A 26361-nucleotide genomic window follows, 5' to 3' on the forward strand; every position below is an offset into this window, starting at 1 on the left:
AGCGTGAAGGGATAGTACATGCGCGCGATGATCGTAGACGACGAGGCTCCTGCTCGCTCCGAGCTGAGGTATCTGCTCGAGGAGACGGGCAGGGTCGACGCCATCATGGAGGCCTCGAGCGCCCGCGAGGCGGTGGAGAAGCTGATGGAGGCCAAGGCCGACGTCATGTTCCTCGACATCCAGATGCCCAAGACCTCCGGCATGCAGCTCGCCGAGGCCCTTCATCGCCTCAAGAACCCGCCTGCGATCGTCTTCGTGACCGCGTACAGCGAGTACGCCCTCGAGGCCTTCGAGGTCGATGCGATCGACTACCTGATGAAGCCCGTCGACCCCGAGCGCCTGGGCCAGGCGCTCGACAAGGTCCAGGCCCGCTCCAAGCCCCAGCCGCAGAGCCACTCCTCCGTCGAGCGCATCCCGGTCGTCAAGAGCGGTCGGAAGGTGCTCGTGCCCATCGACCAGATTCGCTACATCGAGGCGAAGGACGACTACTCCTGCATCTACACCGCGGACGACCGCTTCCTCTCCACGATCTCGCTCGCCAAGCTCGAGCAGAAGCTCGCACCGCACGGCTTCTTCCGCGTCCATCGCGGCTACATCGTCAACCTCGAGTACGTCGAGGACGTGGAGGTCATCTCCTCCGGGATCTTGCAGCTGGGCATCAACGGGATCGAGGGCAAGAAGATCTCGGTGTCCCGCCGTCGCGTCGTGGCCCTCAAGCGGGCCCTCGGCCTATAGGGGACGTCGTGGCGACCAGATACGACATCATCTCCGACACCCACGGATACCTCTCACCGGAGCTGCTCGCCGAGCTCGAGGGTGCCGACGTCATCGTGCACGCCGGCGACATCTGCTCGCCCTCTGACTATCGTACGCTCAGCGAGATAGCGCGCGTGCAGCTGTGCCTCGGGAACAACGACTACGCCTATGACTACGGGCCCGCGGTCAAGGACCGCAAGGTCTTCGTGGGCAGCGGGCTCAAGTGGCAGGTCACGCACTATCGCAAGCGCCTGAACCTCACCAAGAGCGACATCGCCATCTTCGGGCACACCCACACGCCGGTCGTCGAGCGCGACGAGTGGACCGGCGTGCTCGTCATGAACCCCGGCAGCCCGACCTACCCCCGGCGGTCCCGGCCCTCGATGGGCCGCATCGTCTGCGAGGCGGGCAACATCCTCGAGGCGAAGATCATCACGCTCGCCTAGGCGCCCGAGCGACGCGCGGCCCCTCGGGGAGGCTACGGTCGCGCGTCCCTGCGCGGGGCGTCAACGGCGACGAAGAGCGGTGCCACCACGCGCGTGTAGAAGGCCAGCCACGCGAGCGAGACGCAGAAGCCGGCGATGACGTCAGAGGCGTAGTGGACGCCCAGGTAGATGCGGCTCACCCCAACGAGCACGATGACGACGGCGAAGAAGGCGCACCACACCACCCGCATCGCGTCTCTGCGGTGGTAGCGCCAGATCATCCATATGAGCAGGCCAAAGAAGGCCATCGCGACCATCGAGTGACCCGAGGGGAAGCTGTAGCCGCTCTCGGCGACGAGTCGGAAGCCCTCGGGGCGCGGCCGCTGCACGATGACCTTGAGCAGCGTGTTGAGGGCGACCACGCACGCGAGGTTGACGGTCACGCACCATCCCGGCGCCTTTCCGGGGGCGAGCGCCGCGATGACGGCGGCCATGACGGCGAGCACCACCACCGAGGCGAGCGAGGTCACCCCCTCCATGACGGGGGTCAGCGCGTCCGAGCGCAGGCGCTCGACGAAAAGCTGGTAGGCCATCGTGTCGAGCCTCATGATCTCGCCCTCCGCGACCTCTCCCAGCAAGGCGAGGAACACGAGGGTGCACACGAGCACGATGACGACGCGGAGGTTCTGGCGGAGAAGACCCAGGGCCCCGTGAGCGATGTCGCGCGGACCCTGGGCGCCGCCGGTCTCGATGTCAGCCATGCCCTAGAGGTTGGCCTCGAGCTCGGAGACGAGCGCAGGCTTGGGCATGTTGCCGACGACGGTGTGGACCGGCTTGCCGTCCTTGAAGAGGATGAGCGTGGGGATGGAGACGATCTTGAACTGCGTGGCGAGCTCGGGCTCCTCGTCGACGTTGCACTTGTAGACGGCGAGCCGATCGGCCATCTCCTGGGAGATCTGGTCGATCACGGGCGCGAGCGCGCGGCACGGGCCGCACCACGACGCCCAGAAGTCAACGAGAACGGGCTTGTCGGAGCCGGAGATGACGGAGCTGAAGTCGGCTGCGGTGATTGCCTTGGCCATGGGGGACCTCCCTGGTCGCGAGTCTCTGCTTGTCAGTGCTTATGCCCGATTTACACTGGTTCAAACGGCCGTCGAGCGATATGTTACACATCTGATAGCACATGGTCGGCGGACGTGCCGGCCGGGGAGGGGGAGGCATGGCATCTGAGCGGGAGGCGCGCCGCCGCGCGTGCCTGGACAAGGCGGCCGCCGAGGTCGACGGGCTCGTCGCGCGCGGGGTGGTCATGGGCGGAAACGCGTTCTCCGCGGTCCTTCTGGTCAAGGGGGAGCTCGCCGAGGGCGAGACGGGCGGCGAGGGGGCGTTCTCGGGCGCAGACGGCACGGCGCTCAGGGCGTCGCTCGCGAAGCTCGGCTACGCTCCCGAGGACTGGGAGTGGCTGCTCTCCGTCGACGCCGGCGGCGAGCCGCTCGACGCGGGGCTCCTCCGCGAGGCCGTCTGCGCGCTCGACCCCGCGACGGTGATCGCCTGCGACGAGGCGGCCGCGAGCGCGCTGCGCGAGGCCTATGCCGACGAGCTGGCCGCGCTCGACGCGCTCGAGGAGGCCATGCTCGTCCCCGGCGCCCTCGCCCGCGTGCTGGGCATGCGCGTCATGAACCTCGGGGGCTTCGCCGCCGCGCTCGGCGACCCGCACGAGAAGCAGGTCATGTGGGCTCGCCTCAAGCGGCTGCCCCCGCTCGGTGAGCCCATCTGAACGATTGGCGTCCGTGCCCTCCGGCGGCGGCCGTCACGCGCTATCCTTAACGTATCTGTTTGCATCTCGGGGAAGGAGCAGCCCATGTCCAGCATCAAGGCCCCTGTCGACGCCACCACCACTCCTGAGTGGGCGGCGCTCCAGGCACATCACGACGAGCTCGTCGCAGGCGGATTCTGCCTCAAGGACGCCTTCGCCTCCGATCCCGAACGCGTGAGCAGGCTCTCCTTCGACATGGATGACCTGCACTTCGACCTCTCGAAGAACCTCGTCGACGAGAAGACCGTCGGGCTCCTCTGCGACCTCGCCCGCGCGGTCGGTCTCGAGGAGCGCCGCGACGCCATGTACGCGGGCGAGCACATCAACACCACCGAGGACCGCGCCGTCCTGCACACGGCGCTGCGTCGTCCCGCGTCGGAGGCCGGAACCGTCTTCGACCGCGACCAGGACTGCGTCGCCGACGTCCGCGCCGAGCTCGAGCGCATGTACGCCTTCGCCGAGCGCGTCCGCTCCGGCGAGTGGAAGGGCGTCACGGGCAAGCGCATCGAGCACCTCGTCTCCATCGGCATCGGCGGCTCCGACCTCGGCCCGGTCATGGTCTACGAGGCGCTCAAGCCCTTCGCCGACGCCGGCATCGACTGCCGCTACATCTCCAACATCGACCCCAACGACATGGCGGAGAAGGTCAAGGGCCTCGACCCCGAGACCACCCTCGTGATCATCGTCTCCAAGACCTTCACCACGCTCGAGACCCTCACCAACGCCCGTGAGGTCAGGGCCTGGATGCTCGAGCAGCTCAGGGCGCAGGGCGCCATCGACGGCTCCGACGAGCAGAACGCCGAGGCGATTCGTCGGCACTTCGTCGCCGTCTCGACCGCCCTCAACCTCGTCGCCGACTTCGGCATCGATCCCGAGAACGCCTTCGGCTTCTGGAGCTGGGTCGGCGGCCGCTACTCCGTGGACTCCGCGGTGGGCCTGTCGCTGATCGTCGTCTTTGGCCCCGAGCGCTTCGAGTGCTTCCTCAGGGGCTTCCATGATCTCGACGAGTACTTCCAGAAGACCCCGCTCGAGAAGAACGTCGTCGCCCTCATGGGCCTTCTCAACGTCTGGTACGTGAACTTCTTCGGCGCGGAGAGCCATGCCGTGCTGCCCTACAACCAGTACCTGCACCGCTTCGCCGCCTACCTCCAGCAGCTCACGATGGAGTCCAACGGCAAGAGCGTGCGCTGGGACGGCAGCCCCGTGACCTCCGCCACCGGCGAGATTTTCTGGGGCGAGCCGGGCACCAACGGGCAGCACGCCTTCTACCAGCTCATCCACCAGGGCACCCGCATGATCCCGGCCGACTTCATCGCCTTCGTGAACACGCCCAACCCCAACAAGGACGGCGACCAGGACGTTCACGAGCTCTTCCTGGGCAACTACCTTGCCCAGACCAAGGCGCTCGCCTTCGGCAAGACGGCCGACGAGGTTCGTGCCGAGGGCACGGCGGAGTGGATGGTTCCGGCTCGCGTCTTCGAGGGCAACCGCCCGACCACCTCGATCTTCGGCGTCGACCTCACGCCGCACGCCCTGGGCGAGCTCATCGCGCTCTACGAGCACATCACCTTCGTCGAGGGCACGGTCTGGGGGATCGACTCCTACGACCAGTGGGGCGTCGAGCTCGGCAAGCAGCTCGCCAAGCAGATCACGCCCGCCTTCCACGACGACGAGGCCCTCGCCGCGCAGGACGCCTCGACGCAGGCGCTCATCCAGTACTATCGCGCCCACCGCAAGTAGCGTGCAATAGGGACAGGCACTTTTGCACGCTTCGGGCCGCCGGGCACTTCTCGCCCGGCGGCCCCTTTTTTGGCGCTCGAACGAAATACCCCACTCTACCTGCGGCGCGCAACCGTCAGGCGCCTTGTGGTTGCCGGCGTTCCGGCCAAAATGCAGCCCACTGGTTGGTGGAGCGCGCCCGTCTGATACCGTAGTCTTGGCGTCGCCGGCACGAAGAAGACGCCCCCGACGCAAAGGACCCACCATGAGTTTCCGCGACAACCTCCAGCACCTGCGCGCCACGCGCAACATGACCCAGGAGCAGCTTGCCATGCTGCTCGGCGTCTCCCGACAGTCCGTCACGAAGTGGGAGGCCGAGAAGAGCTATCCAGAGATGGACAAGCTCCTCAAGCTCTGCCAGATCTTCGAGTGCTCCCTGGACGACCTCGTGCAGGGCGATCTCACCGCCCGCGTGACGGAGACGCGCGCGGCGTCCGTCCCCGCGGGGCCGCCCACCGACGTCTGCGGCTTCGACGAGCATCAGCGCCGCCTCGCGCGCCAGGTCCCCGCGGGGGTGGCTGCGATCTTGGTTGGCTGTGGGCTGGGCTTTCTCGCCGAGGGACGCTTCGCCCTCCTCGGGGCGGACGCGGATGTGCTCACGATTGTCCTCATCCTGCTCGGGGTGCTCGTGGGCCTGGCGTTCTTCATTCCGGCGGGCATGGAGCACGCCGCCTTCGTGAGGGCGCACCCCTACGTCGAGGACTTCTACACGGAGGACGACCGCGTCTCCGCCAGGCGGTCCTTCACGCGCGCGATGGTCGCCGGGATCGCGCTCATCTTCGCGGGCTCCGTGTGCATCATGGTGCTGGGGGACGACCGCGCCACGGAGCGGGAGGGGCTCTGCCTGCTCATGCTGTTCCTTGCGGCGGGCGTGTGGCTCATCGTCCGCTACGGCATGCTGCTCGGCCGCACCAACGTGGCCGAGTACAACCGGAGCGTCGCGGAGGACCTCGAGGTCGAGGAGATCGCGAGCGCTCAGGTCGACGAGGAGGTCCGCGAGGCGCTGCTGGAGAGGAAGCGCTCGGGCGACAGGGTCGCCGCGGTGTGCGGCGTCATCATGATCGTCGCCACGATCGTGGCGTTCATCCTGCTGTTCGCACCGGTCTTCTCGGCGGGGGACCCGTCGAGCTTCAGGCCGGAGGGCACCTCCGCCATGTGGTTCTGGATGTCCTGGGTCGTGGGTGGGCTGCTCTGCGCCATCGTGAGCATTCTCATGGGAGCCTTCGGCAGGAGGGGCTAGCGCCGGTCGCCGCCCTGAGCGCCGCGCTCCCCCCGGCGCTGCGGCATGCGGCGCCCGGAGGCGTATAAAGGAGGAGACGGGCGGTTCCCGACCGAGCCCGTCGCACCCGAGGGGAGCACGCATGTCAAAGGTCATCGTCTTCGGCAGCATGAACATGGACCTGTCCATCGACGCGCCTCGCGTTCCGGTCGCGGGGGAGACCCTCTCCGGATCGGGCTTCCTTGCGAACGCGGGCGGCAAGGGCGCCAACCAGGCGGTGGCGTCCGCACGCCTCGGCGCCCCCACGCACATGATTGCCGCCGTGGGGGAGGACGCCTTCGGCGAGCAGCTGACGGCCGGCCTCGCGGCGGCCGGCGTCGACGTCTCGCGCGTGCGAAGGCTCTCCGGCGCGGGAACCGGCGTGGCGGTCATACTGCGCACGTGCGGCGAGAACCGCATCGTGCTCTCCGCGGGCGCCAATCACGCCCTGAGCGCCGACGAGGTCATCTCCGACCTGCGAGGGCTCGCCGAGCCCGGTGACGTGTTCCTCGCCCAGGGCGAGTGCGACCTCGATGCCACCCTCGTCGCCCTTCGCGTCGCCCACGGGCTCGGGCTCTACACGGTCCTCAACCCGGCCCCGGCACGCCCCCTGCCCGAGGGGCTCTGGGCAAGCGTCGACCTCGTCTGCCTCAACGAGACCGAGTGCGCGGCGCTGTGCGACGTCATGCCGAGCGACGAGGGAAGCTGCCTCGTCGCAGCCAGGCTCCTGCGCTCCCTCGGAGCCGGCGCGGTCGTCATCACGCTCGGCGCCTCCGGCTCGTTCGGGCTCGGCTCGGACGACGCCCCCGTGCGCGTGGCGGCGGTGCCGCCGCGCGCGGTGGCGGACACCACGGGGGCGGGCGACACCTTCATCGGCGCGCTCGTGGCGGGAAGGGTGCGCGGGCTGTCGCTCGGGGAGTCCATGGCATGGGGGTCGGCCGCGGCCTCCCTCGCGGTGAGTCGCGTCGGCGCGCAGCGCGCGATTCCGACTGCCGACGAGGTGGCGGCTCTCGTGGGGGAGGGGTCGCCCGCGGCGCGCCCCCGTCGAGCGGAGGAGGCGTGATGAGCTGCGCCAAGAAGCTGGTCCTCGACCTCGACACGGGCATCGATGACGCCCTGGCGCTCGCCTACGCCCTCGGGAGCCCCGAGGTCGAGCTCGTGGGCGTCGTGACGAGCTACGGCAACGTGGACGTCGACACGGCCGTCGGGAACACCCTCGCCCTGCTCGAGCTCTTCGGCCATCCCGAGGTCCCCGTCTATCGCGGGATCGATCGCCCCCTCGTCTCAGACGGGCCCTTCTCGCCGCCGGCGGGCGTTCGGCGCATCCACGGCGAGAACGGGCTCGGCGGGTGCTGGCCCGGGGGACGGTGCCACGCCGCGCCCCGCGACGCCCTCGACTTCCTCGTGTCGCTGGTCGAGGGCGAGGATGACGTCGTCTACGTGCCCACCGGCCCGCTCACCAACCTTGCTGCGCTGATCGAGCGCGCGCCCGCCTCGGTCGGAGCGCTCTCGCGCGTGACCTTCATGGGAGGGGCGCTCACGGTGCCGGGCAACGTGACAGCGTGCGCCGAGGCGAACGTTCGCAACGACCCCAAGGCCGCCGACGCCGTGCTGCGCTCGGGGCTGCCCACGAGGATGGTCGGGCTCGACGTGACCCATCAGGTGGTCCTCGCTCGCGACCGGACCGCTCGCTGGCGCTCCCTGGGCTGCCCCGCGGGCCGGTTCCTCGCGGACATGACAGACCACTACATTGGCATCTACGAGCGCAACAATCCCGGCATGGGCGGCTGCGCCCTTCACGACCCGCTCGCGGTGGCGGCGGCGCTCGACCCCTCGCTCGTTGGGTGCCTTCCGGCCAACCTGCGCGTGGACCTCGAGGGCGTCACACGGGGCAGGACGGTCTGCGACCCCGAGCGGCTGCGCGACGCCGAGAAGGACTGCGAGGTCGCGCTGACGGTCGACGCGGCGCGCTTCCTCGGGGAGTTCTGCGACCGCGTCGAGCGCGCGCTCGGGTCCTGACCCTGGCGGCCCGGACCTACTTCTGGTCCTCGGGTGCGCGAAGCTCGGTCAGGGCGGAGTAGTCGACGCTCGCCGTCGACGGCTTCATCGGTCCCGGTGCGTACCAGTCCAGCGCGCAGTCGATCCAGGCGTTCCAGAACGGCCACTCGTGCGCGCCGATGTCCGGCTCCCAGTACGTGACGTCAAAGTCGGCGTCGCGCAGGAGCTTCACGAGGTCGCGGTTGTTCTGGCAGAGGTTGTCGTGCAGGCCGCAGGCGGAGTAGAAGCGCGGCCGCGGCAGGTCGGTGCTCTCCCTGAACTTGTTGATGAGGGCAACGTAGTCCTTGTCGGAGCCGATGACCGTGTCGATGTCCCCGAAGAAGCGCTCGTAGTACTTGCGCTTGCGCGGCGAGCGCGACTCCACCGCCTCGAGCACGCGGTCGCGCATGAACGCGCCCGAGAGGATGATGATGTTGCCAAAGCGGTCGGGGCGCAGGAGCCCGTTGATGAGGGCGGTGTAGGCGCCGATGGAGATGCCCGCGAGCGCCGTGTCCTCGCGCTTGGTGGAGAGCGGGAAGAGGCGGCGGGTGAAGTCCACCAGCTCCTCGCTGATGAACTTCCCGTGCCACTCGTTGATCTCGGGCTTGTTGAGGTAGAGCCCGTCCTCGCCGGACGGCATGATGAGGGCGATGTCGCGTGCCTCGGCGGTCTCGACGACGTGCGTCTTGTCGATCCAGTCGTAGTCGCGCCCGAAGAGGCCGTGCAGGAGGTAGACCGTGCGGTACGGCCCGCGCCTCCTCTTAGCGAGCTTGTCGCCATCCATCTTGTCGGCGGGTATGACCGCCGTGAGGATCACGTTGCGCTCGAGGTAGTGGGAGTAGAAGTCGACTCTGAGAAGCGCCATGCTCGATCCCTCCCCAGGTTTGGGATAGACAGCCTTGGGCGATGTCCGCGACCTACCGCACGAGCCAGTTGAGCGCCTCGGGCAGGGCGGAGTTCCAGAAGTCCCAGTCGTGGCCACCGCTCATCTCATGATACGTGACGTCAAGTCCCGTGTCGCGCATGCGGCGGGCAAGGACCCTGTTGGGCTCGGCAAGCGGGTCCTGGTTGCCGCAGGTCATGAAGATGCGCGGACGCGGACGGTCGCAGTAGACGAGGTCGGCCGCGAGGCGTGCCGGGTCCTTGTCGGAGCCGCGCACCTGGTCAAGGTTGCCGAAGGTGTGCTCGAGGAACGGGCGCGAGAGGAAGAACAGCCCGTCCGAGGAGATGAGCTGGTCGAAGCTGTCGATGATCATGGCCGAGGAGAGCGACACGATGGCGCCGAACGTCTCGCAGTACTTGAGGCCGTTGCGCAGCGCCCCGTAGGCCCCCATGGAGATGCCGCCGATGTAGGTGTCCTCGCGGCGCTCCGAGAGGGGGAACATCCTGCGGGCCACCTCCACGAGCTCCTGCCCGACGTAGCGCCCGTAGTAGTTGTGGACCTCCGGCTGATCGAGGTAGAAGGCGTTGTACCCCGACGGCATGACCACGGCGATCCCGTGGCTCTCGGCCCAGCTGCGAATGCGCGTCTCGGAGATCCAGTCGGCGTGGTTTCCGGAGATGCCGTGCAGCAGGAAGAGCGTGCGGTACGGGGCCTGGCGCGGCGGGTAGGGGCGCGACTGCCACGCCCTGAGATCGCGCTCGAGGTCGCCGCCCTCCCGGCGCATGACCGAGTCGGTGGCGTAGGCGTCGCCCTGGTTGTCAAAGGGGAGAATGACCTCGAGGGTCGTGGTGCGCATGAGGCATGAGGAGAAGTAGTCGACGCTGATAAGAGCCATGGGGGCCTCCCTGTGGTCGGGGGAAAGACCCCGACAGTATAGCCGACGCAACGATGCGTGACAGCAGAGACGGGGGGACTGTCACCGCTCCGTCCCCGCTGTCACACGCGCTGGCGGACGGCGGTGTCCCGGAAGCAGAAGTGGTCGGGGCGGTGGCGCGAGCGCGTGCACTCGATGAGAATGCCCTGCGCGTCGAAGGTCTGGCTCGTGATGACGGCGAGGTAGTCGATGTCGCCCAGGTCGAGCAGCTCGCGGTCGCGTCCGGTCGCGCGCTCGACGGTGATGGCCCGCTTGCTCATGGCGATGGAGACCCCCCAGCTCCCCCTCCGCGTAGTCGTAGATCGAGTCGCGAGCGACCTCCTCGGTGATGCCCGGCACCGAGGAGGTGCGGAACAGGTTGAGGTCCAGGATGAGCGCCTCGCCGTCGATGCGGCGCACGCGCTCCACGAAGGTGAGCTCCGCCCCCTCCTCGAAGCCCGTCTGGAACGAGATGTCCGGGGTCGCCACGACCTGCTCGAGCGTCACCACCTCAGTGGTGGCGTTGAGGTGCGTTCGGCGCTCGGCCTCGCGAAACGACTCGATGCCGCCCACCGTGAACGTCGTCCGCTCGGGCTCCCGGTAGACCACGCGCACGCCCTTGCCGTGGACGGGCTGGACGTAGCCCTGGTCGCGCAGGAGCCCGAGCGCTCTTCTCAGCGTGTTGTGCGAGCACCCGAAGGCGGAGGTGAGCTCGGCCTCGGAGGGAAGGAAGGACTGGTAGGGGTAGGCCCCCTCCTCGATGCTGTCGCGGATGTCGCGATAGTTCCGCGACGTCGAGAGTCACAACAACTACCGCATCCTCACCGAGCGCGGCAGCTCTGCGGAGGAGGCGCTGCGCGTCATCAACGAGCGCTCCCGTGACGACGGCCGCACTCCCATGCAGTGGGGGGCGGGGCCAGGGGCGGCCTTCACCACGGGCACGCCCTGGCTCGAGATTCCCGAGAGCCACGCGCTGGTCAACGCAGAGGCGCAGGTGGGCAGCGAGGGCTCGATGTTCGAGTTCTATCGCACCCTCGTGGGCCTGCGCCACGAGATGGACGTCCTCGCGCTGGGCGAGGTCCGCTTCCTCGACGCGGGGGACGCCGCGCCTAAGGTCATCGCCTACGAGCGCACGCTCGGCGATGAGCGCCTCGTCGTGGCGTGCTCGTTCGACGATGCCCCGTGCCGCCTCGCCGACCTCGGGACCGACGGGTGCGAGGTTCTTCTCGGCAACTATGACGACGCGCCCGCGGCGGGGGAGCTGCGGCCGTACGAGGCGGTTGTCTGGAGGGGCTGACGCGCGGCGGCGGGCCGCCTCGAGCTGCGGCCCGCCGCCGCACCCGACTCGCTAGTGGAGGTGTCCCTCGAGGACGCGGATGAGCTCGCGGAAGCGCCCCTCGGAGAGCGCGGAGCGGGGCACGAAGACGTAGCGCCTGCGCCCAAAGCCCGCGACGACGCAGTCGGGTGTGCTCCGGACGCTCCTGAGCTCGGAGAAGGGGAACGTTTCGTGGCTGCCGCCCTCGTCCTCGACGTGCACCGCGTCGTCGCAGACGACCACGTGGACGCTCCCCTCGTAGGCGGAGGGGGAGAGGTTCGTGTCGCGGGCGTAGCGCACGGCCAGCCTGTTCCAGTTGGACGAGACGTAGAGCAGCGCGATCGCGATGAGGAACAGGACGATGAGCACGGCGGTCAGGTCACCGAAGAGCACCGCGGCCGCCACGAGCACGAGCAGCGACGCGAGGTTGACGAAGGTGAACGAGCTCTTGAGGCGCGGCGCGAGCTGCTCGGCGGCTCGGTTGAGGGTCAGCTCGTTCTGTTCGAAGGTCGCCGAGAGGACGACGTTGTCGTAGGCGCCGTCGTCGAAGGCGCCCTTTGCGGCGATGTCCCTGCGGCGCGCGGGTGAGTTCTTGGCCATTGCGGTCTCCTTTTGGGTCGCTTACCCGTCAAATCCTAACCCCGCGTGGAGAATCTGTCGCGCAGATGTGTTTGCCCGGTGAAGGGAGCCGCTCGCCGGAGCGTGGTGCCGCTCGGGTCGCGCATGGGGAATGATACTCACCGTGCAGGGGGCGACGACACGACGAGAAGGGTCGCGTGGCGTCGCACTGTAGAGCTTAAATGCTTGGCAGCTGCCAAAGTGGGGGCCCGGGCGCGCGAGCGCCGGCGGGCCCCTGTCTATGTGCGCGCTCGCCGCCCGTCACTGCGCGAGCAGGCTCTCCGTCTCGAAGGTGAGGCAGTTCACATAGCCGCGATTGGTGAGGCGCAGCTCCGGTACGCAGGCGAGCGACATCACGCCCATCGTCATGAACGGCGAGGGCATGGTGCAGCCCATGCGCTCCCACGCGCCCCTCGCCCGGGCGACCTTCTCGGCCACGACCTCCACGCGCTCGGTGCTCATGAGGCCGCACACGGGCAGCTCCACAAGCGCCAGCACCTCGCCGTCGGCGACGGCGACCTCGCCGCCCCCGCACTCGGCGAGCGTCCGCGCGGCGAGCGCCATGTCATCGTCGTTGTCTCCCATGACGAGGAGGTTGTGCGCGTCGTGGCTGACGGTCTGGGCGAGCGCCCCATGGATGCCGAACCCGGTGACGAAGCCGAAGGCGTGCGTGCCGGCAGCGCCGTGGTGGCGATCGAAGACGGCCACCTTGAGGATGTCGCGGGAGGGGTCGGCGAGCAGGGCCCCTCCGACAACGGGAACCTCGACCACAACGTCGCGCGTGAGCGTGTCTCCGGGCTCGATGGCCATCGCCCGCACGCGCGCGGTGCCGTCGGCGATCCCCGGCGCCGCGACGCGGAAGGTCTCCGCCGTCGGGGCGACGCCGAGGTTCACGGTGTGGGTCATCCAGTCCGGCCACTCGTGGGGAGTGACGTCGAACAGGGCATGGCCGTCCTGTGCCACCAGGTCACCGTCGATGAACACCTTGCGGGCGAAGAAGCCCTCGAGGTCATCGAGAAGGACGATGTCGGCGCACTTCCCCGGCGTGATGGAGCCGAGGTCGTGTGCGAGCCCGAAGTACTCGGCGCAGTTGATCGTGGCCATCTGGATCGCGGTGACGGGGTCGAGCCCCAGCTCGACGGCAGCCCGCAGGACTCGGTCCATGTGTCCCTCGTCGACGAGCGTGTGCGGGTGGTTGTCGTCCGAGCACAGCAGGCAGTGTCGCAGGTCGACGCCGCTCTCCACGAGCTGCGGCAGGTAGCCGGGAAGGTTGAGCCAGGCCGAGCCGTAGCGAAGCTGCACGTACATGCCCAGGCGCAGCTTCGCGAGCACCTCGTCGAAGCTGCCGGACTCGTGGCAGGACGAGACGCCTGCGGCCACGTAGGCGTTGAGCGCCCGGTCGCGGTCGGGAGAGGGGAAGTGCCCCGTCACCACGCGGTCGGCGGCGAGGGTGGCACGCACCTCGCCGATGGCGTTTTCCTCGCAGGACAGTATGCCGGGGAAGTTCATCATCTCCCCGAGGGCGACCACGTCGTCCCAGCCCATGGAGTCTGCGATGTCCGCTGCGGTGACGACGGCGCCAGTGTCCTCCACGCCCGTGACGGCGGGGACGCACGAGGGCGGCGTCATCATGGCCTTGAGCGGGACGCGCCGCGCGTCCTCGAACATCGCGCGCACGCCCCGCATGCCGCGCACGTTGCCGACCTCGTGAGGGTCGCAGAAGATGCCGGTGGTGCCGCGGGGGACGACGGCTCGCGCGTACTCCGACACGCCGACCATGGCGCTCTCCACGTGGATGTGGCTGTCCATGAGGCCGGGCGCTGCGACGAGGCCGGTCGCGTCGACGACGACCGTGTTCTCGCCGATGCAGTGCTCGGCGGTCCTGCCCCCGATGCCGAGGTACGCCACGCGCCCGCACGCGACCGCGATGTCGGTGTCGGGAAGAATCTCGTGGGTGGTCACGCACACGAGGTCCGCGTGACGTATCACCAGGTCGGCGGGGATTTCGCCCTGTGCCACGCGAACGAGCTCGTCGTTGCACTCCCAGAGCGGGGCCTTGCAGAAGGTGTTGCGCATGGTGCCTCCCCATCATCGGCTGCGTTTTGACCAAGGGTAGCGCGCCCGTCGTCGGCCCCGCGTGGCGCTCGGCGGGCGGGTTGCGTGCTGGACGTGGACGGTCTGGATTCCCGGACCGTCCACAACCCGCACGTACTTGAGGCGCGTGCTGGCTCCGGACGGTTTTCGGCCCGAGACCGTCCACAACCCGCACGCATCTGGATGAGGCGCCGGTTCCCGGCTCCCCCTCGGAGGGGGCGCGGACCGCGCGTTCTTCTCGCCTGCGGTGCCATCTGGTATAGTTGCTGCCGAGCGCGTTCAGTGGGGTCGGGTGACGCAACACCTCGAACCTGGTCAGGGCCGGGAGGCAGCAGCCATAAGGGGCCTCTGGCGGGCACCCGGCCCCATTGAGCGCGCTTTCTTGTGGGCCGGGACGCCCGCCTGCCCTCCCAAACCGATTCGCGCCCGGTTGGACGCGCTTGCACGGGGGTGTTCCGTGAGACAATCGTGACCCGATCTGTCGAAGGGACCCCGCATGGACCAGCTTCCCGCCCGGCGCCTTGACCCGCGCATGCTGCGCGTGTGGTACATCAGTGACATCGTTGCGATGGTGGTCGTCGCGGCCCTTGCCGTCGCGGCATGGCTCGTGGTGCGCCACTTCGGGGGAGACGTATTCTGGGTCTATCTCGCGGCGGGCGTCCTCGAGCTCGTCTGCGTCGGCGACCTGCTCATCTCTCCGCGCGTGGAGTACGCCACGTGGCGCTTTGACGTCACGCCCACCGAGGTCGACCTCTACCACGGCGTCTTCGTGAAGAAACGCGTGCTCGTGCCCCTCGTTCGCGTGCAGCACGTGCAGACCAAGCAGGGCCCCATCCTGCGTGCCCACGGCCTCGCCACGGTGACCGTCTCCACCGCCGGGGAGAGCTTCGAGATCCCCGGGCTCGCCGAGGGGGACGCAGGCGAGCTGCGCGACCGCGTCGCCGAGCTCGCGCGCCTTGCCAGGGAGGACACGTGAGCTCGGGTAACGGGCGCCCTCCCTCACCGGGACCCTCCGACGGGACGGCCGACCGCCTCGAGCGCGACCTCGAGCGCCTCGCCGTCCCGCGTCGCTCGCTCTTCGAGGACGGCGGTGACGCCGCGCCCGAGGGGCTTCGCGGCCCGCGTCGCGCCAACCCGCTCTCGGTGCCGGTCGGGGCGGTCCGGATGGCGTCCGGCCTGATCGCGCTGCTCGTGGCGGCGAGCGCCGGGCGCGTGCTCGCGGACGGGCCCGGCGCGCTCGCCGGGGTGCTCGTCGCGACGGCGTGCATCCTCGCGGCGTGCCTCGCGATCAGCCTCGCCGCGTGGCGCGCCCGCACGTGGGAGCTCACGAACGAGGGCGTGAGCCTTCGCTGGGGGCTGGGCTGGGGTCCGTTCGCCCGGCACAGCCTTACGGTCCCCTATGGCCACATCCACACCGTGTCGATGAGATCGTCCCTGTTCGAGCGCGTCTTTGGCCTCATGACACTCGACCTCGACACCGGCGCCGCCGCCTCGGAGGGCGACGCCTCCAAAATCGGCGGCCTGCGCGCCGGCGAGGCCGAGGCCCTTCGCGCTGAGCTCTTCCGCCGACGCGCCGCCTCACTTGCCACGGGCGACGAGGAGGTGTGGCCCGCGGGCGCCCCCTGCCACGACGGGCGTCCCATCGCCACCTTCTCGCTCTCGCGACGCGAGCTCCTGCTCGCCGCGGCGTCGCGGATGAGCGCGGCCAGCCAGGCAGTGGCGCTCACCGTCCTTCTCGCCCGGGGGGTCGAGACGCTCATCGAGTGGGGTCTGCTCGACCTCGTGGGGAGGGGTGACGAGCTGCTGGCGTCCGCCGGCGCGATGCTGGTGCCGATCGTCGCGGGCTTCGTCGTGCTCGTCCTGGCGGCGGGCGCCGTCGTCTCGTTCGCGGTCAACCTCGTGCGCTATGCCGGGTACCGGGTCGAGCGCTATGCGGACCGGGTGGTCGTGGAGCACGGGCTGCTCGCGCGATCGTCGCGCACGCTCGCCGTCGAGCGCGTCCAGTACGTGGTCGTGCGACAGGGGCTCATCCGACAGCTCATGGGCTATGCGGAGGTGCTCGCGGTCGTGGTGGCGGCCCCCGGAGAGTCGGGCGGCGAGCCGTCGGGCAGCGTGCTGCTCCATCCCTTCGTGCGTCTGGCGGACGCGGATGCGTTTCTCGCGGAGGTCCTACCGAGCTACGCGGGGGTCGTCGGCGGTGCGAGCCTGAGCGGCCTCCCCCCGGTCGCGCGCCGGCGCGCCCTCGTCCGCGCCGTGGTCTGGTGGCCGTTCTCGGTCGCGCTCGTCGCGGCCGCGCTCTGGTTCTCCGGCCTCGCCGGCGTGCTCGGCCGGGCGGGGTGGCTGCTGCGTCCGCTGCTCGCCGTGGGCGTCGTCCTGAGCATCGTCGCGCTGGTGGCGCTCGCTACGGATGCGCTGCGCGCATGGGGGGCCGCCCGATACGGCCGCTCCGATGGGGCCCTCGTGCTCGTCACCGGTGGCCTCACGCGCCTGACCGTCGTGGCGCCGCGCGCTCGCCTGCAGCACGCGACCGTCTCTGCCAGCCCCTTTCAGCGTCGTGCGGGGCTGGCGACGCTCACCGTGCGCACGGCCGCCTCGTCCTCCGACGGCCTCAGGATTCGCGACCTTCCGGCCGACGCTGCCGATGAGCTGCTGGGGTGGTTCCGTCCCCGGCGCCCGTAGCGCGGCGCGGCCCGAAGCGCTCGACGCCGGCCCGCAGAGAAGAACTCGTGGGCCTGGGTGTCCGCTTTCGAGCGCGGGTATACTGATGGTTCGTACGTTCCGTCGAGCCGGAGGTCACATGGAATCGCTCTACACCAAGTACCGCCCGCAGACCTTCGAGCAGGTCGTCGGCCAGGCTCACGTGGTCGAGACTCTCAAGCGCGCCGTGCTCGAGGGACGCACCAGCCACGCCTACCTCTTCTGCGGCCCGCGCGGCACGGGCAAGACGACGATGGCGCGCATCCTGGCCAAGGCCCTCATGTGCGAGCGCGGCCCCGCGGCGCTGCCCGACGGAACCTGCGAGCAGTGCCGGCTCATCGCCTCCGGAGAGCATCCCGACGTCATCGAGCTCGACGCGGCGTCGCGAACGGGCGTCGACAACGTCCGCGAGGAGATCATCTCGCGCGTGAGCTACGCCCCCGCCATGGGGCGCTGCAAGGTGTACATCATCGACGAGGTGCACATGCTCACGACGGCCGCGTTCAACGCGCTGCTCAAGACCCTCGAGGAGCCGCCCGAGCACGTCGTCTTCATCATGTGCACCACCGACCCGCAGAAGATTCTCGCCACGATTCTCAGCCGCGTCCAGCGCTTCGACTTCCATGCCATCGGAAACGACGAGATGCAGGCGCACCTTGCCTACGTGTGCCGTCAGGAGGGCTTCACGTATGACGAGGCGGCCCTCGAGCTGATCGTGCGCCATGCCCGCGGCGGCATGCGCGACGCGCTCACCTCGCTCGAGCAGCTCTCCGTCTTCGGGTCGGGCGGCATCGACCTCGCGTCGGCGACCGACTTCCTCGGCGAGGTGTCGGGCTCGGTGCTCGGCAAGCTCTCGCGTGCGATGGCGCACCGAGACGTCGGCGCCCTCTTCTCCGAGGTGGGCGCCCTCGCCGATGCGGGTCGCGACCTCCTTCAGCTCGCCCGAGAGCTCTCTGCGCACGTGCGCGACGTCTACGTCGTGGCGGCGGTCCCGAGCGCCGACGACGTGGTCGCCGCGCGTGGGGACGAGCTCGAGGCCCTGCGTGCCGAGGCCGCGGCATATGGCTCGGTCGACCGCCTCGCGCGGGTGCTCTCCATCCTCGGCGACGCTTCCGGGGAGATGCGCACGGCCACCAACCAGCGTCTCGTCCTCGAGGTTGCCCTCACCAAGATCGCCCGCCCCGCAGCTGACCTCACGCTCGACTCGCTCGCGGAGCGCGTTGCCGACCTCGAGCGACAGGTGGCCATCCTCGCCGCGCCTCGCCCGGCGGCGGGGCCGGCGGCCGATGCGGACCACGGGCAGGCGCCCGCGCCGATCGAGGTCCCCAGCGTCAAAAAGACGGCTCCCGAGCCCACGAGACCTCTCTACATCTCGTATGCCGTCTTCTGCTTGAAAAAAAAAAAAAATCTCCATATCCACCATCCCGTCCTCTTATCCTACACCACCTTCCATTTCTATCCTCCCTCGTACACTATGCACACACTCACCACACTACATCACAACCATCTGATCACCTACACCGTCCGGGGCGGTCGCGGCGCCCCGAGGGGGCGGCCACGCCAACGGAAACCTGCAGCGGCTCTGGAAGCAGGTCGTCGACCAGCTCGTGGCGCAGGTCCCGGCCAAGGGCTCTCTGCTCCTCTCTTCGACGGCGGTCTCCGACGACGGGGAGAGGCTCATGGTGTCGCTTCCCAAGGGCTCGCACTTCGCGGCGCGCATGCTCGAGCGCTCCGACGTGCGCGCGAGCGTCGATCCGGTCGTCGCCGCGGCCTTCGGCCCGCGCCAGGTGGTCTACGTCGAGTCGAGCCTGGCAGGCGCGGAGATCGCCCGCGCGGGCAGGGCGCCCGCCCCGGCGTCGCGGCCTGCCCCGCAGCCGACCACGGCGCCGCGGCCCGCTCAGCAGCCGGCTCCGGCCCCCGCGGCCACGGCCCCGCAGCCGGCTCCCGCGTCGCCAGCCTACCCGATGCCCTGGGACGAGCCACCCGCCCCCGCCCCGGCCGCTGACGACGTCGTCCCTTACGACGATGCCGACGCGGCGGTCTATGAGGAGGTCTTCGAGCCCGACGTCCCCCTCGCCGCCGAGCGACCCGCGGCGCCCCGACCTGCCGCGCCCGCCGCGCCGGACCCGGTCCCGGTGGGCGGTGCGCCCGTCCCCGCCGGGGCGTCTCCCGACGCGGGCGAGGAGGGCGGTGCCTCGCCGCGGGCGATGGGGGAGGGCCCCGGGGGCGGCGTCGAGCAGCAGGAGCTCACCCCCGAGTTCGCGAGCATCGCCTCCATGCTGGCGGACGCCTTCGGGCAGCCGCTCTCGATGAGCGTCGAGACCGCCGTGTCGACGTCTGACGAGGACGCGGCGGAGGAGCTCTCGTATGATGAGGGACCGGAACTCGACGAGGGCTACACCGATGACCCCGTCGACGACGAGGACGACGAGGACTAGACACACCGACCGAAAGGAACATGATGGCCAGGGGATACAACATGGGCGGCATGAACCGCAACCAGATGATGGCGCAGGCTCGCAAGATGCAGGAGCAGCTCATCGCCGTGCAGCAGAAGGTCGCCTCCACCGAGGTCAGCGCGAGCGCCGGCGGCGGCGCCGTCAAGGTCAGCGCGACGGGCGCGATGCGTCTCACCTCGCTCACCATCGACCCCGAGGCGCTCGATCCCGAGGACGTCGAGATGCTGCAGGACATGATCCTTGCCGCGGTCAACGACGCGCTCGAGTCCGCCGAGCAGATGGCGAGCCAGCAGATGGGCGCCGTGACGGGCGGCCTCAACATCCCGGGGCTCTTCTAGGTCGGGCGCCGGATGGATGCAGCCATCAACGACGGCCGCGCGCTCCAGCGCCTGCTCGACGAGCTGGGAAGGCTTCCCGGCATAGGCCCCAAGTCGGCGCAGCGAATCGCCTATCACCTGCTCGAGGCGGACGTCGAGGAGGCGCGACGCCTCGCGCACGCGATTCTCGAGGTCAAGCAGCAGGTGCACTTCTGCCCCGTCTGCTTCTCGTACGCCACGCGCGACACCTGCGACGTGTGCGCCGACCAGTCGCGCGACCGCTCGTCGATCTGCGTCGTCTCCGAGCCGCGCGACGTGGGGGCCATCGAGCGGACGGGCAGCTACCACGGTCTCTACCACGTGCTCGGCGGCGTTATCAGCCCTATGGACAAGGTGGGTCCCGAGCAGCTTCACGTTCGCGAGCTGCTCGCGCGCCTCTCGGACGGCGAGGTGAGTGAGGTCATCCTCGCCACCAACCCCGACGTCGAGGGGGAGACCACGGCGACCTACCTCGCGCGCGTCATCCGTCCGCTCGGGGTGAGGACGTCTCGGCTCGCGAGCGGGCTGCCGGTCGGCGGTGACCTGGAGTACGCTGACGAGGTGACCCTCGGCCGTGCCATCGAGGAGCGCCGGGAGCTGTAGCCCGGCACGAAGGGAGAAGCGCTCATGGCAAACGACAGGGAACGTCGTCCCGCCCACGCCGCGGGACACATGGCGGGAGCCCGGCGCGCCCGGGCGGCGTCTCGGCCCTCGAGCGGCGGCGATGAGATCTCGACCATCGGCGCGGGGCAGGGTGCCCGCGTGACCACGCGCGACAACGCCTCCGAGGCGGCGCGGCGCGCTCGCGGCAACACCGAGAAGCGCTATCTCGAGCGCCACCCCGAGGCGCGGTCGACCGTTGCCGCCTCGCGTCGGCGCGGCGGGAGCGTGGTCTTTCTCGTCGTGGCGTCGATCCTCGCGCTCGCCATCCTCTTTGTGATGGGGAGCTGCGTCATGGGGATCCTCTTCCCGGCGGAAGACGACGGCGGCGCGACCCCCACCCAGACCCTGCGCCCGACCGAGCAGGAGCAGCAGTACATCGACGAGCAGGCCGCGCGCGACTCCGCCAGCGAGCAGGTGGGCGTCGGCGAGGCGGTGGAGTACGGCGGGCGGAGCTACGCGCTCGCGCAGCAGGAGGACGGTGCGTGGGGCCTCGTGCTCACCCGCTCGTCGGGTACCACGGAGACCCTCTTCACCGTCGAGGGCACCCCGGCGGCGCTCGCCCGCGTTGGCGCGACGCTGATCGTGCCCGAGAACCTCGACGGGTCGTGGGACGTCGTCTGCTACGTCATCGACGGTCACTCCGACGCGTCCCTTCTCGTGGGCTCCGACGGCGCTGCCGCCGGAGGGGAGGGGCAGATCGCATCGATCGAGCTCTCCGGCGACGTGCTTCGCGTGACGGACTCGGCCGGATCTACGCACGAGTTCACCGTCGCCTAGTCGCCATTGACGTCGACCCATTGTCAAACGCGTCATCTAGCTGCGGATATATGGATGGGAGCCGAATCGGGAAACTTTTTTCAAATTCCCTCTTGCGCGAGGGGCACGAGGTATGTAAGAATACTCCTCGCGCAAGGCGAACGGGGTGTTAGCTCAGCTGGTTAGAGCGCCGGCCTGTCACGTCGGAGGTCGAGGGTTCGAGTCCCTTACATCCCGCCATTGCACTGTCTGAGGGGCCCTTCGGGGCCCCTTTCTCATATCGGTCGCCACTCGAGGCGCCGCCGCTTGCGGCCACACGGAGTCCTTACGCGACCAAATGCACATCTTGCGGTATCATATCTCCGTACGATTCCTGCGGTGACGGGACGCCCATGGAGCCCACCTCTGATCGGCAGACGCGCAGGGTGGCGGTTTTTGACTTTGACGGCACCTCCATCAGGGGGCAGTCGGGGTCGCTGTTCACCCGATACCTCATGCGTCGCGGCATCATGTCGCCCGGACGCCTGTGTCGGCTCGCCTGGTGGGGGGTCCGCTACAAGCTCCACCTTCCCTACCGTCAGGCCGAGGCGCGCGAGCTTGTGTTCGGGTCGCTCGCCGGCAAGACGCCGGACGAGGTCGAAGCCATCATGCGGGACTTCCATGACGGAGTGCTCGCTCCGCTCTACCGCCCCGAGGCGCTCGCCGAGGTTGCCCGTTGCCACGAGGAGGGCCTCGTCGTCCTCATCGTCTCGGCCACCTTCGAGGGGATTGCCCGCTGCGCCGCGGAGGCGATGGGGGCCGACGGCTACGCCGCGACTCGCATGGCGCTCGACGAGCAGGGGCGCTGCACCTGCCGGGTCGAGGGGCCCGTGGTCGCCGGGGCCGAGAAGTACCGTGCGGCGCAGGCGTGGTGCGATGCGCACCTGGGGCGCGGGGGCTGGGTGATCGAGCGCGCCTACGGCGACCATCACACCGACGTCGACCTGCTCGCGCGCGCCCGCCACCCGTATGCGGTCTGCCCAGGCAAGACGCTCGTCATCGCGGCGCGGAGGAACGGCTGGCCGATCCTGGACTGGGATCTCTAGCACGGCGCGGGGAGGGGACATGGACATTTCGAGAAAGACCGATTACGCGCTGCGCATGCTCGCGGCGCTCGTCGAGGACCCGAGGGGCGTCGTCTCCGTGCGCACCGCGGCGCGCGACAACGGCGTGCCCTACTCGTTCGCGCGCTCGATCCAGCACGACCTGGCGGTGGCGGGCATCGTCGAGAACACGCGCGGCGCGAACGGGGGGATGAGGCTCTCGGTCGACCCCAAGCAGACCACGCTGCTGCAGCTCGTCGAGGCGGTGCAGGGCCCGGTCGCGATCTCGTGCTGCGCCGACCCCGCGGGCGACGGGGTCGCGTGCCCCAACCGCGAGCGGTGCCACTTCTCGCCGGTGTGGTGCAACGCGGAGCTGCTCCTTCGCGTGTTCTTCTCGCGCGTGACCCTGTACCAGCTGGTCTGCGAGGGGCTCTCCCCGGTCTTCACGGGCGACTTCGAGCTCGTGGGCGAGGACGAGGCCCGCTCCGCGCGCCATCGCGAGGGGGCTCGATGAGCGGTCTTGCGGATGGTGCGCTCGGGGAGTTTCGTGCCCGGGTGCTCGAGCGCGGCCGCGAGCTCTATCGAGACCTGCCATGGCGGCGCACGCGCGACCCGTATGCCGTCTGGGTCTCGGAGGTCATGCTCCAGCAGACGCAGACCACGCGGGTGGACGGTCGCTGGCAGCGGTGGCTCGAGCGGTTTCCGACCGTGGAGGCGCTGGCGGCGGCGGACGCGGCCGACGTCCTCGACGAGTGGCAGGGGCTCGGCTACAACCGACGCGCGCTCTCGCTGGCGCGAGCCGCTGCGGCGGTCTGCGAGCGAGGGGGGGCCGTGCCCTCCGACGCCGCCGAGCTCGAGGCGCTCCCGGGCATCGGGCCGGCGACGGCGGCGGGAATCCGCGCCTTCGCCTTCGACCTGCCCGGGGTCTACCTCGAGACCAACGTGCGCGCGGTCCTTCTCCACGAGCTCTACCCCGGGGCGGAGGGGGTGCCCGACCGCGAGCTCGTCCCCGTGGTGCGCGCCACGTGCCCTCCCGATGCGAGCGACCCCTCCGACGACCCGCGCACGTGGTACTACGCGCTGCTCGACTACGGCGCCTACCTCAAGCGCACGGTGCCCAACCCGAGCCGCCGCTCGAGCGGGCACGTGCGGCAGTCGCGCTTCGAGGGGTCGCACCGCCAGAAGCGCGCCGAGGCGCTGCGCGTCCTGCTCGCCCACCGAGGGGAGGGTGCCGCTGGGGCGACGTTCGAGGAGTTTTTCGAGGCGCTCGCACAGGAGGAGGCCCGGGCGGGTAGAAGTGCCCTAGGCGCCCCCGACGCGCTCGCGCTGCTCGAGGAGCTCGCCGCCGAGGGTTTCTGTCGCCACGAGAATGGAATATGGCGTATCTAATGATACAATATACTAATATCGGGCAGCGGGCCCGGTAGCATACGCGTCCCACGGGGACGGGAGAGGAGTTTCCATGTCAGTTGAGTTCGAGAGCTCGCAGACCAAGAAGAACCTCGAGGCCGCCTTTGCCGGCGAGTCCCAGGCCACCAACAAGTACGCCTACTACGCGAGCAAGGCCAAGAAGGAGGGCTACGTCCAGATCTCCGACATCTTCACGGAGACCTCCGGCAACGAGCGCGAGCACGCCAAGCTCTGGTTCAAGTACCTCCACGGCGGCGAGGTGCCCGACACCCTGACCAACATCCGCGACGCCGCCGCCGGCGAGAACTACGAGTGGACCGACATGTACAAGGGCTTCGCCGAGACCGCCGAGGCCGAGGGCTTCACCGAGATCGCGGCCAAGTTCCGCATGGTCGGGGAGATCGAGAAGCACCACGAGGAGCGCTACCTCAAGCTGGCCGAGCGCGTCGAGAAGGGCGAGGTCTTCGCCCGCGAGGGCGTCAAGGTCTGGAAGTGCCTGAACTGCGGGCACCTGCACGTGGGCGCCGAGGCCCCGAAGGTCTGCCCGGTCTGCAACCACCCGCAGGCCTACTTCGAGGAGCAGAAGATCAACTACTAGGCCATCGCGCAGCGGCCTCACGGCCGTGCGGACGTGACCGCCGACGCCCCGGACCTCGTGCCCGGGGCGTCGTTTTGCCGGCGCCTCGGGCGGTCGTCCCGCGTCTCGCCCGATCTTCTCGCCGTCAGGGCTCGCGCACTCGCGGTTTTTTCGTGGACATGACGTTGACTGAACGTTCACAATGGGTGTTGTTCTGCGCGTGCGCCCAGCACGGCGCGGAGCGCCCCGAACGGGGGACATGGCGCACCTGACCTTCGAGGAGTGAGACATGGAAGCTCTCGACAGCACGCTCTACCTGAGCAACGACGACCTGTTCCTGTTCGCTCGTGGCGAGTGGTATCGCAGCTACGAGAAGATGGGGGCCCATCCCGCCAGGACCGAGGACGGCACGAGCGGGTTCCACTTCGCCGTGTGGGCCCCGAACGTCCAGAGCGTCCACGTCATCGGCGACTTCAACGGGTGGGACGAGACCGCCACGCCGCTCGAGCAGACCGAGACCGGCGGTGTCTGGGAGGGCTTTGTCCCCGGCATCGAGAACGAGTGCCTCTACAAGTACCTGATCGTGACCGCCGCGGGCGAGAAGCTCTACAAGGCGGACCCCTACGGCTTCTACGCCGAGAAGGTCCCGGGGACCGCGTCTCGCACCTTTGACATCGACGGCTACGAGTGGGGCGACGCCGACTACATGAAGGCGCGCGCCGAGCGCAACATGTTCAAGGAGCCGTTCAACATCTTCGAGGTGCACCTGGGCAGCTGGCGCCGCCACGGCGACGAGCCCCAGGGCGAGCCGCGGCCCGACGGGACCTACCCCGGACCCGGCGACCCCTTCCCCGCGCAGCGCGGCGTCGTCTATTCCTACGACGACCTCGCCCGCGAGCTCGTGACCTACGCCAAGGAGATGGGCTACTCCCACATCGAGATCATGCCCGTCAACGAGCACCCCTTCGACGGGTCGTGGGGCTACCAGCCGACGGGCTACTACGCGGCCACGTCGCGCTACGGCGACCCCAAGCAGTTCATGCACCTCATCGACGCCTGCCACGAGGCCGGCATCGGCGTGATCCTCGACTGGGTCCCCGGGGGCTTCTGCGCCAACGCCGAGGGCCTCGCGACCTTCAACGGCGAGATGCTCTACGAGCACAAGATCCACCCCAACTGGAACACGCACCAGTTCGACTACTCCCGCGGCGAGGTCCGCAGCTTCCTCGTCTCCAACGCGCTCTTCTGGGCTGAGCGCTTCCATGCCGACGGCATCCGCATGGACGGAGTCTCGAGCATGCTCTACATGAACTTCGGCATCGACGACCCCGGACAGAAGCGCTTCAACGAGAAGGGCACCGAGGAGGACCTCGACGCCTCGGCCTTCATCCGCCAGACCAACGCGGCGATGGGCAAGTTCTACCCCGACGTCATGATGATCGCCGAGGAGTCCACCGCGTGGCCGCTCGTGACCTACCCGCCCGAGAACGGCGGCCTGGGCTTCCACTTCAAGTGGGACATGGGCTGGATGAACGACACCCTGCACTACATGCAGACCGACTTCCCCTGGCGTCCTGGCAACCACCGCATGCTCACGTTCTCGACGATGTACCAGTTCAACGAGAACTTCATCCTGCCGCTCAGCCATGATGAGGTGGTCAACGGCAAGTGCTCTCTCATCACCCGCATGCCGGGCGACTACTGGCGCCAGTTCGCGGGCATGAGGGCGCTGGCCTTCTACCAGATGACGCACGCGGGCGGCAAGCTCAACTTCATGGGCAACGAGATCGCGCAGTTCATCGAGTGGCGCTACTACGAGGCCATCCAGTACTTCCTGGCGGAGCAGTACGAGACCCACCGCCACCAGCAGACCTTCGTCCGCGAGCTCAACCGCTTCTACAACGAGCACCCCGCCCTGTGGGCGCGCGCGTTCGAGCCGGAGGGCTTCGAGTGGATCGACGCGGACAACGCCGACCAGTCGATCGTCACCTTCATCCGCAGGGGTGACAAGCCCGGCGACGAGCTCGTCATTCTCATCAACTTCGACGTCAACGCCCGCGAGGACTTCCGGATGGGCGTTCCGGAGTGGGGCGTCTACCAGGAGCTCTTCAACTCCGACGAGGAGCGCTTCGGCGGCTCGGGCGTCATCAACACCGGCAAGATCAAGTGCCAGGACGAGCCGTGGAACGGTCGCGAGCAGTCCATCGTCGTGCGCGTCCCGCCGCTGGGCGGCATGATCCTCAAGCGCACCGGCGCGCTGCGTCGTCCGGCCAAGAAGGTCGCCAAGGCCGCCTCCTCCAAGGCCGCCACGACCAAGAAGGCGGGTGAGGCCAAGAAGGCCCCCGCCAAGAAGACGGCCCCGGGCGCCAAGCGCCCGGCAGCCAAGAAGCCCGCGGCCAAGAAGAAGCCCGCGGAGGAGTAAGCTTTTACGCGGGGCCGTCCGAACGGGCGGCCCCGATGCGGGCGGGAG

General features: G+C 69.2%; 26 protein-coding genes, 1 tRNA gene, 1 other RNA gene and 1 pseudogene. 21 read left to right on the forward strand and 8 right to left on the reverse strand.

Annotated features, from left to right (window positions below):
- The first annotated feature begins 18 nt into the window (after positions 1-18).
- Positions 19-735 (forward strand): LytR/AlgR family response regulator transcription factor, encoded by a 717-nt coding sequence (locus BQ7106_RS07790; RefSeq protein WP_072373886.1) that lies wholly within the window; start codon positions 19-21, stop codon positions 733-735.
- A gap of 8 nt (positions 736-743) precedes the next feature.
- Positions 744-1202, forward strand: coding sequence for a YfcE family phosphodiesterase (locus tag BQ7106_RS07795; RefSeq protein WP_072373889.1), 459 nt, complete (start codon positions 744-746; stop codon positions 1200-1202).
- Positions 1203-1234: 32 nt separating this feature from the next.
- Here the strand turns inward: BQ7106_RS07795 and BQ7106_RS07800 are convergent, their stop codons facing one another.
- Both BQ7106_RS07800 and trxA read right to left on the reverse strand, forming a co-directional pair.
- The gene (locus BQ7106_RS07800) at positions 1235-1942 is read right to left on the reverse strand and encodes a phosphatase PAP2 family protein (protein WP_072373892.1); all 708 of its coding nucleotides are present in this window, start codon (positions 1940-1942) and stop codon (positions 1235-1237) included.
- Positions 1943-1945: 3 nt separating this feature from the next.
- A complete protein-coding gene (gene trxA, locus BQ7106_RS07805) occupies positions 1946-2263 on the reverse strand; it encodes a thioredoxin (protein ID WP_072373894.1) in 318 nt (105 codons plus the stop codon).
- A gap of 137 nt (positions 2264-2400) precedes the next feature.
- Between trxA and BQ7106_RS07810 the strand changes: the two genes are divergently transcribed.
- From BQ7106_RS07810 to BQ7106_RS07830, 5 genes are all read left to right on the forward strand, one after another.
- Positions 2401-2955: a hypothetical protein gene (locus BQ7106_RS07810; RefSeq protein WP_072373897.1), complete on the forward strand. Its 555-nt coding sequence runs from the start codon at positions 2401-2403 to the stop codon at positions 2953-2955.
- An 84-nt stretch (positions 2956-3039) separates the two neighbouring features.
- A complete protein-coding gene (gene pgi / locus BQ7106_RS07815; RefSeq protein ID WP_072373900.1) occupies positions 3040-4734 on the forward strand; it encodes a glucose-6-phosphate isomerase in 1695 nt (564 codons plus the stop codon).
- Positions 4735-4978: 244 nt separating this feature from the next.
- On the forward strand, positions 4979-6013 hold the full coding sequence (locus BQ7106_RS07820; RefSeq protein WP_072373904.1) for a helix-turn-helix transcriptional regulator: 1035 nt from the start codon (positions 4979-4981) through the stop codon (positions 6011-6013).
- 121 nt (positions 6014-6134) lie between these two features.
- Positions 6135-7094, forward strand: coding sequence for a ribokinase (locus BQ7106_RS07825; RefSeq protein ID WP_072373907.1), 960 nt, complete (start codon positions 6135-6137; stop codon positions 7092-7094).
- The gene (locus BQ7106_RS07830; RefSeq protein WP_072373910.1) at positions 7094-8050 is read left to right on the forward strand and encodes a nucleoside hydrolase; all 957 of its coding nucleotides are present in this window, start codon (positions 7094-7096) and stop codon (positions 8048-8050) included. Before BQ7106_RS07825 ends, BQ7106_RS07830 begins: the two co-directional genes overlap by 1 nt.
- A gap of 16 nt (positions 8051-8066) precedes the next feature.
- On the opposite strand, the gene BQ7106_RS07835 is transcribed toward BQ7106_RS07830, so the two are convergent.
- The 4 genes and pseudogenes from BQ7106_RS07835 to BQ7106_RS11310 form a co-directional block, all read right to left on the reverse strand.
- Positions 8067-8933: an alpha/beta hydrolase gene (locus BQ7106_RS07835; protein ID WP_072373914.1), complete on the reverse strand. Its 867-nt coding sequence runs from the start codon at positions 8931-8933 to the stop codon at positions 8067-8069.
- Positions 8934-8985: 52 nt separating this feature from the next.
- Positions 8986-9846, reverse strand: coding sequence for an alpha/beta hydrolase (locus BQ7106_RS07840; protein WP_072373917.1), 861 nt, complete (start codon positions 9844-9846; stop codon positions 8986-8988).
- A gap of 101 nt (positions 9847-9947) precedes the next feature.
- On the reverse strand, positions 9948-10145 hold the full coding sequence (locus tag BQ7106_RS11305) for a UTRA domain-containing protein (RefSeq protein ID WP_240307462.1): 198 nt from the start codon (positions 10143-10145) through the stop codon (positions 9948-9950).
- Positions 10146-10218: 73 nt separating this feature from the next.
- Positions 10219-10638, reverse strand: a pseudogene (locus tag BQ7106_RS11310) (GntR family transcriptional regulator); the annotation flags it as partial.
- Between the two features lie 43 nt (positions 10639-10681).
- Between BQ7106_RS11310 and BQ7106_RS07850 the strand changes: the two are divergent.
- Positions 10682-11161 carry an alpha-amylase family glycosyl hydrolase gene (locus BQ7106_RS07850; RefSeq protein ID WP_129583827.1) on the forward strand — a complete coding sequence of 160 codons (480 nt, stop codon included), beginning with the start codon at positions 10682-10684 and terminating at the stop codon, positions 11159-11161.
- Positions 11162-11212: 51 nt separating this feature from the next.
- On the opposite strand, the gene BQ7106_RS07855 is transcribed toward BQ7106_RS07850, so the two are convergent.
- Positions 11213-11779 carry a YcxB family protein gene (locus tag BQ7106_RS07855; RefSeq protein WP_072373923.1) on the reverse strand — a complete coding sequence of 189 codons (567 nt, stop codon included), beginning with the start codon at positions 11777-11779 and terminating at the stop codon, positions 11213-11215.
- A gap of 279 nt (positions 11780-12058) precedes the next feature.
- On the reverse strand, positions 12059-13873 hold the full coding sequence (locus BQ7106_RS07860; protein WP_072373926.1) for an adenine deaminase: 1815 nt from the start codon (positions 13871-13873) through the stop codon (positions 12059-12061).
- A gap of 299 nt (positions 13874-14172) precedes the next feature.
- Here BQ7106_RS07860 and ffs point away from each other — a divergent pair.
- The 13 genes from ffs (at position 14173) to glgB (ending at position 26313) form a co-directional block, all read left to right on the forward strand.
- An RNA gene (gene ffs / locus BQ7106_RS07865) (signal recognition particle sRNA small type) lies at positions 14173-14264 on the forward strand.
- A 123-nt stretch (positions 14265-14387) separates the two neighbouring features.
- The gene (locus BQ7106_RS07870) at positions 14388-14867 is read left to right on the forward strand and encodes a PH domain-containing protein (protein WP_072373929.1); all 480 of its coding nucleotides are present in this window, start codon (positions 14388-14390) and stop codon (positions 14865-14867) included.
- Positions 14864-16570 (forward strand): PH domain-containing protein, encoded by a 1707-nt coding sequence (locus BQ7106_RS07875; RefSeq protein WP_072373933.1) that lies wholly within the window; start codon positions 14864-14866, stop codon positions 16568-16570. The genes BQ7106_RS07870 and BQ7106_RS07875 overlap by 4 nt, the downstream gene beginning before the upstream one ends.
- Positions 16571-18552: 1982 nt before the next feature.
- Positions 18553-19026, forward strand: a complete 474-nt coding sequence (locus BQ7106_RS07885; RefSeq protein WP_072373936.1) for a hypothetical protein — start codon at positions 18553-18555, stop codon at positions 19024-19026.
- 20 nt (positions 19027-19046) lie between these two features.
- The gene (locus BQ7106_RS07890) at positions 19047-19385 is read left to right on the forward strand and encodes a YbaB/EbfC family nucleoid-associated protein (RefSeq protein ID WP_240307463.1); all 339 of its coding nucleotides are present in this window, start codon (positions 19047-19049) and stop codon (positions 19383-19385) included.
- Positions 19386-19397: 12 nt separating this feature from the next.
- Positions 19398-20006, forward strand: coding sequence for a recombination mediator RecR (gene recR, locus BQ7106_RS07895; RefSeq protein WP_072373939.1), 609 nt, complete (start codon positions 19398-19400; stop codon positions 20004-20006).
- Between the two features lie 24 nt (positions 20007-20030).
- Positions 20031-20843 (forward strand): hypothetical protein, encoded by an 813-nt coding sequence (locus BQ7106_RS07900; protein ID WP_072373942.1) that lies wholly within the window; start codon positions 20031-20033, stop codon positions 20841-20843.
- Between the two features lie 142 nt (positions 20844-20985).
- A tRNA-Asp gene (locus tag BQ7106_RS07905) sits at positions 20986-21062 on the forward strand.
- Between the two features lie 152 nt (positions 21063-21214).
- Entirely contained in the window at positions 21215-21907 is a 693-nt protein-coding gene (locus BQ7106_RS07910) for an HAD family hydrolase (protein ID WP_072373944.1), read from the forward strand.
- Between the two features lie 19 nt (positions 21908-21926).
- Positions 21927-22418 (forward strand): RrF2 family transcriptional regulator, encoded by a 492-nt coding sequence (locus BQ7106_RS07915; protein WP_072373946.1) that lies wholly within the window; start codon positions 21927-21929, stop codon positions 22416-22418.
- On the forward strand, positions 22415-23293 hold the full coding sequence (locus BQ7106_RS07920) for an HhH-GPD family protein (RefSeq protein ID WP_072373948.1): 879 nt from the start codon (positions 22415-22417) through the stop codon (positions 23291-23293). The genes BQ7106_RS07915 and BQ7106_RS07920 overlap by 4 nt, the downstream gene beginning before the upstream one ends.
- A 73-nt stretch (positions 23294-23366) precedes the next feature.
- Entirely contained in the window at positions 23367-23912 is a 546-nt protein-coding gene (rbr, locus tag BQ7106_RS07925) for a rubrerythrin (protein WP_072373950.1), read from the forward strand.
- Positions 23913-24180: 268 nt separating this feature from the next.
- On the forward strand, positions 24181-26313 hold the full coding sequence (glgB, locus tag BQ7106_RS07930; RefSeq protein ID WP_072373952.1) for a 1,4-alpha-glucan branching protein GlgB: 2133 nt from the start codon (positions 24181-24183) through the stop codon (positions 26311-26313).
- The last annotated feature ends 48 nt before the right edge of the window (positions 26314-26361 follow it).

Source organism: Thermophilibacter mediterraneus (assembly GCF_900119385.1).
Lineage (GTDB): Bacteria > Actinomycetota > Coriobacteriia > Coriobacteriales > Atopobiaceae > Thermophilibacter > Thermophilibacter mediterraneus.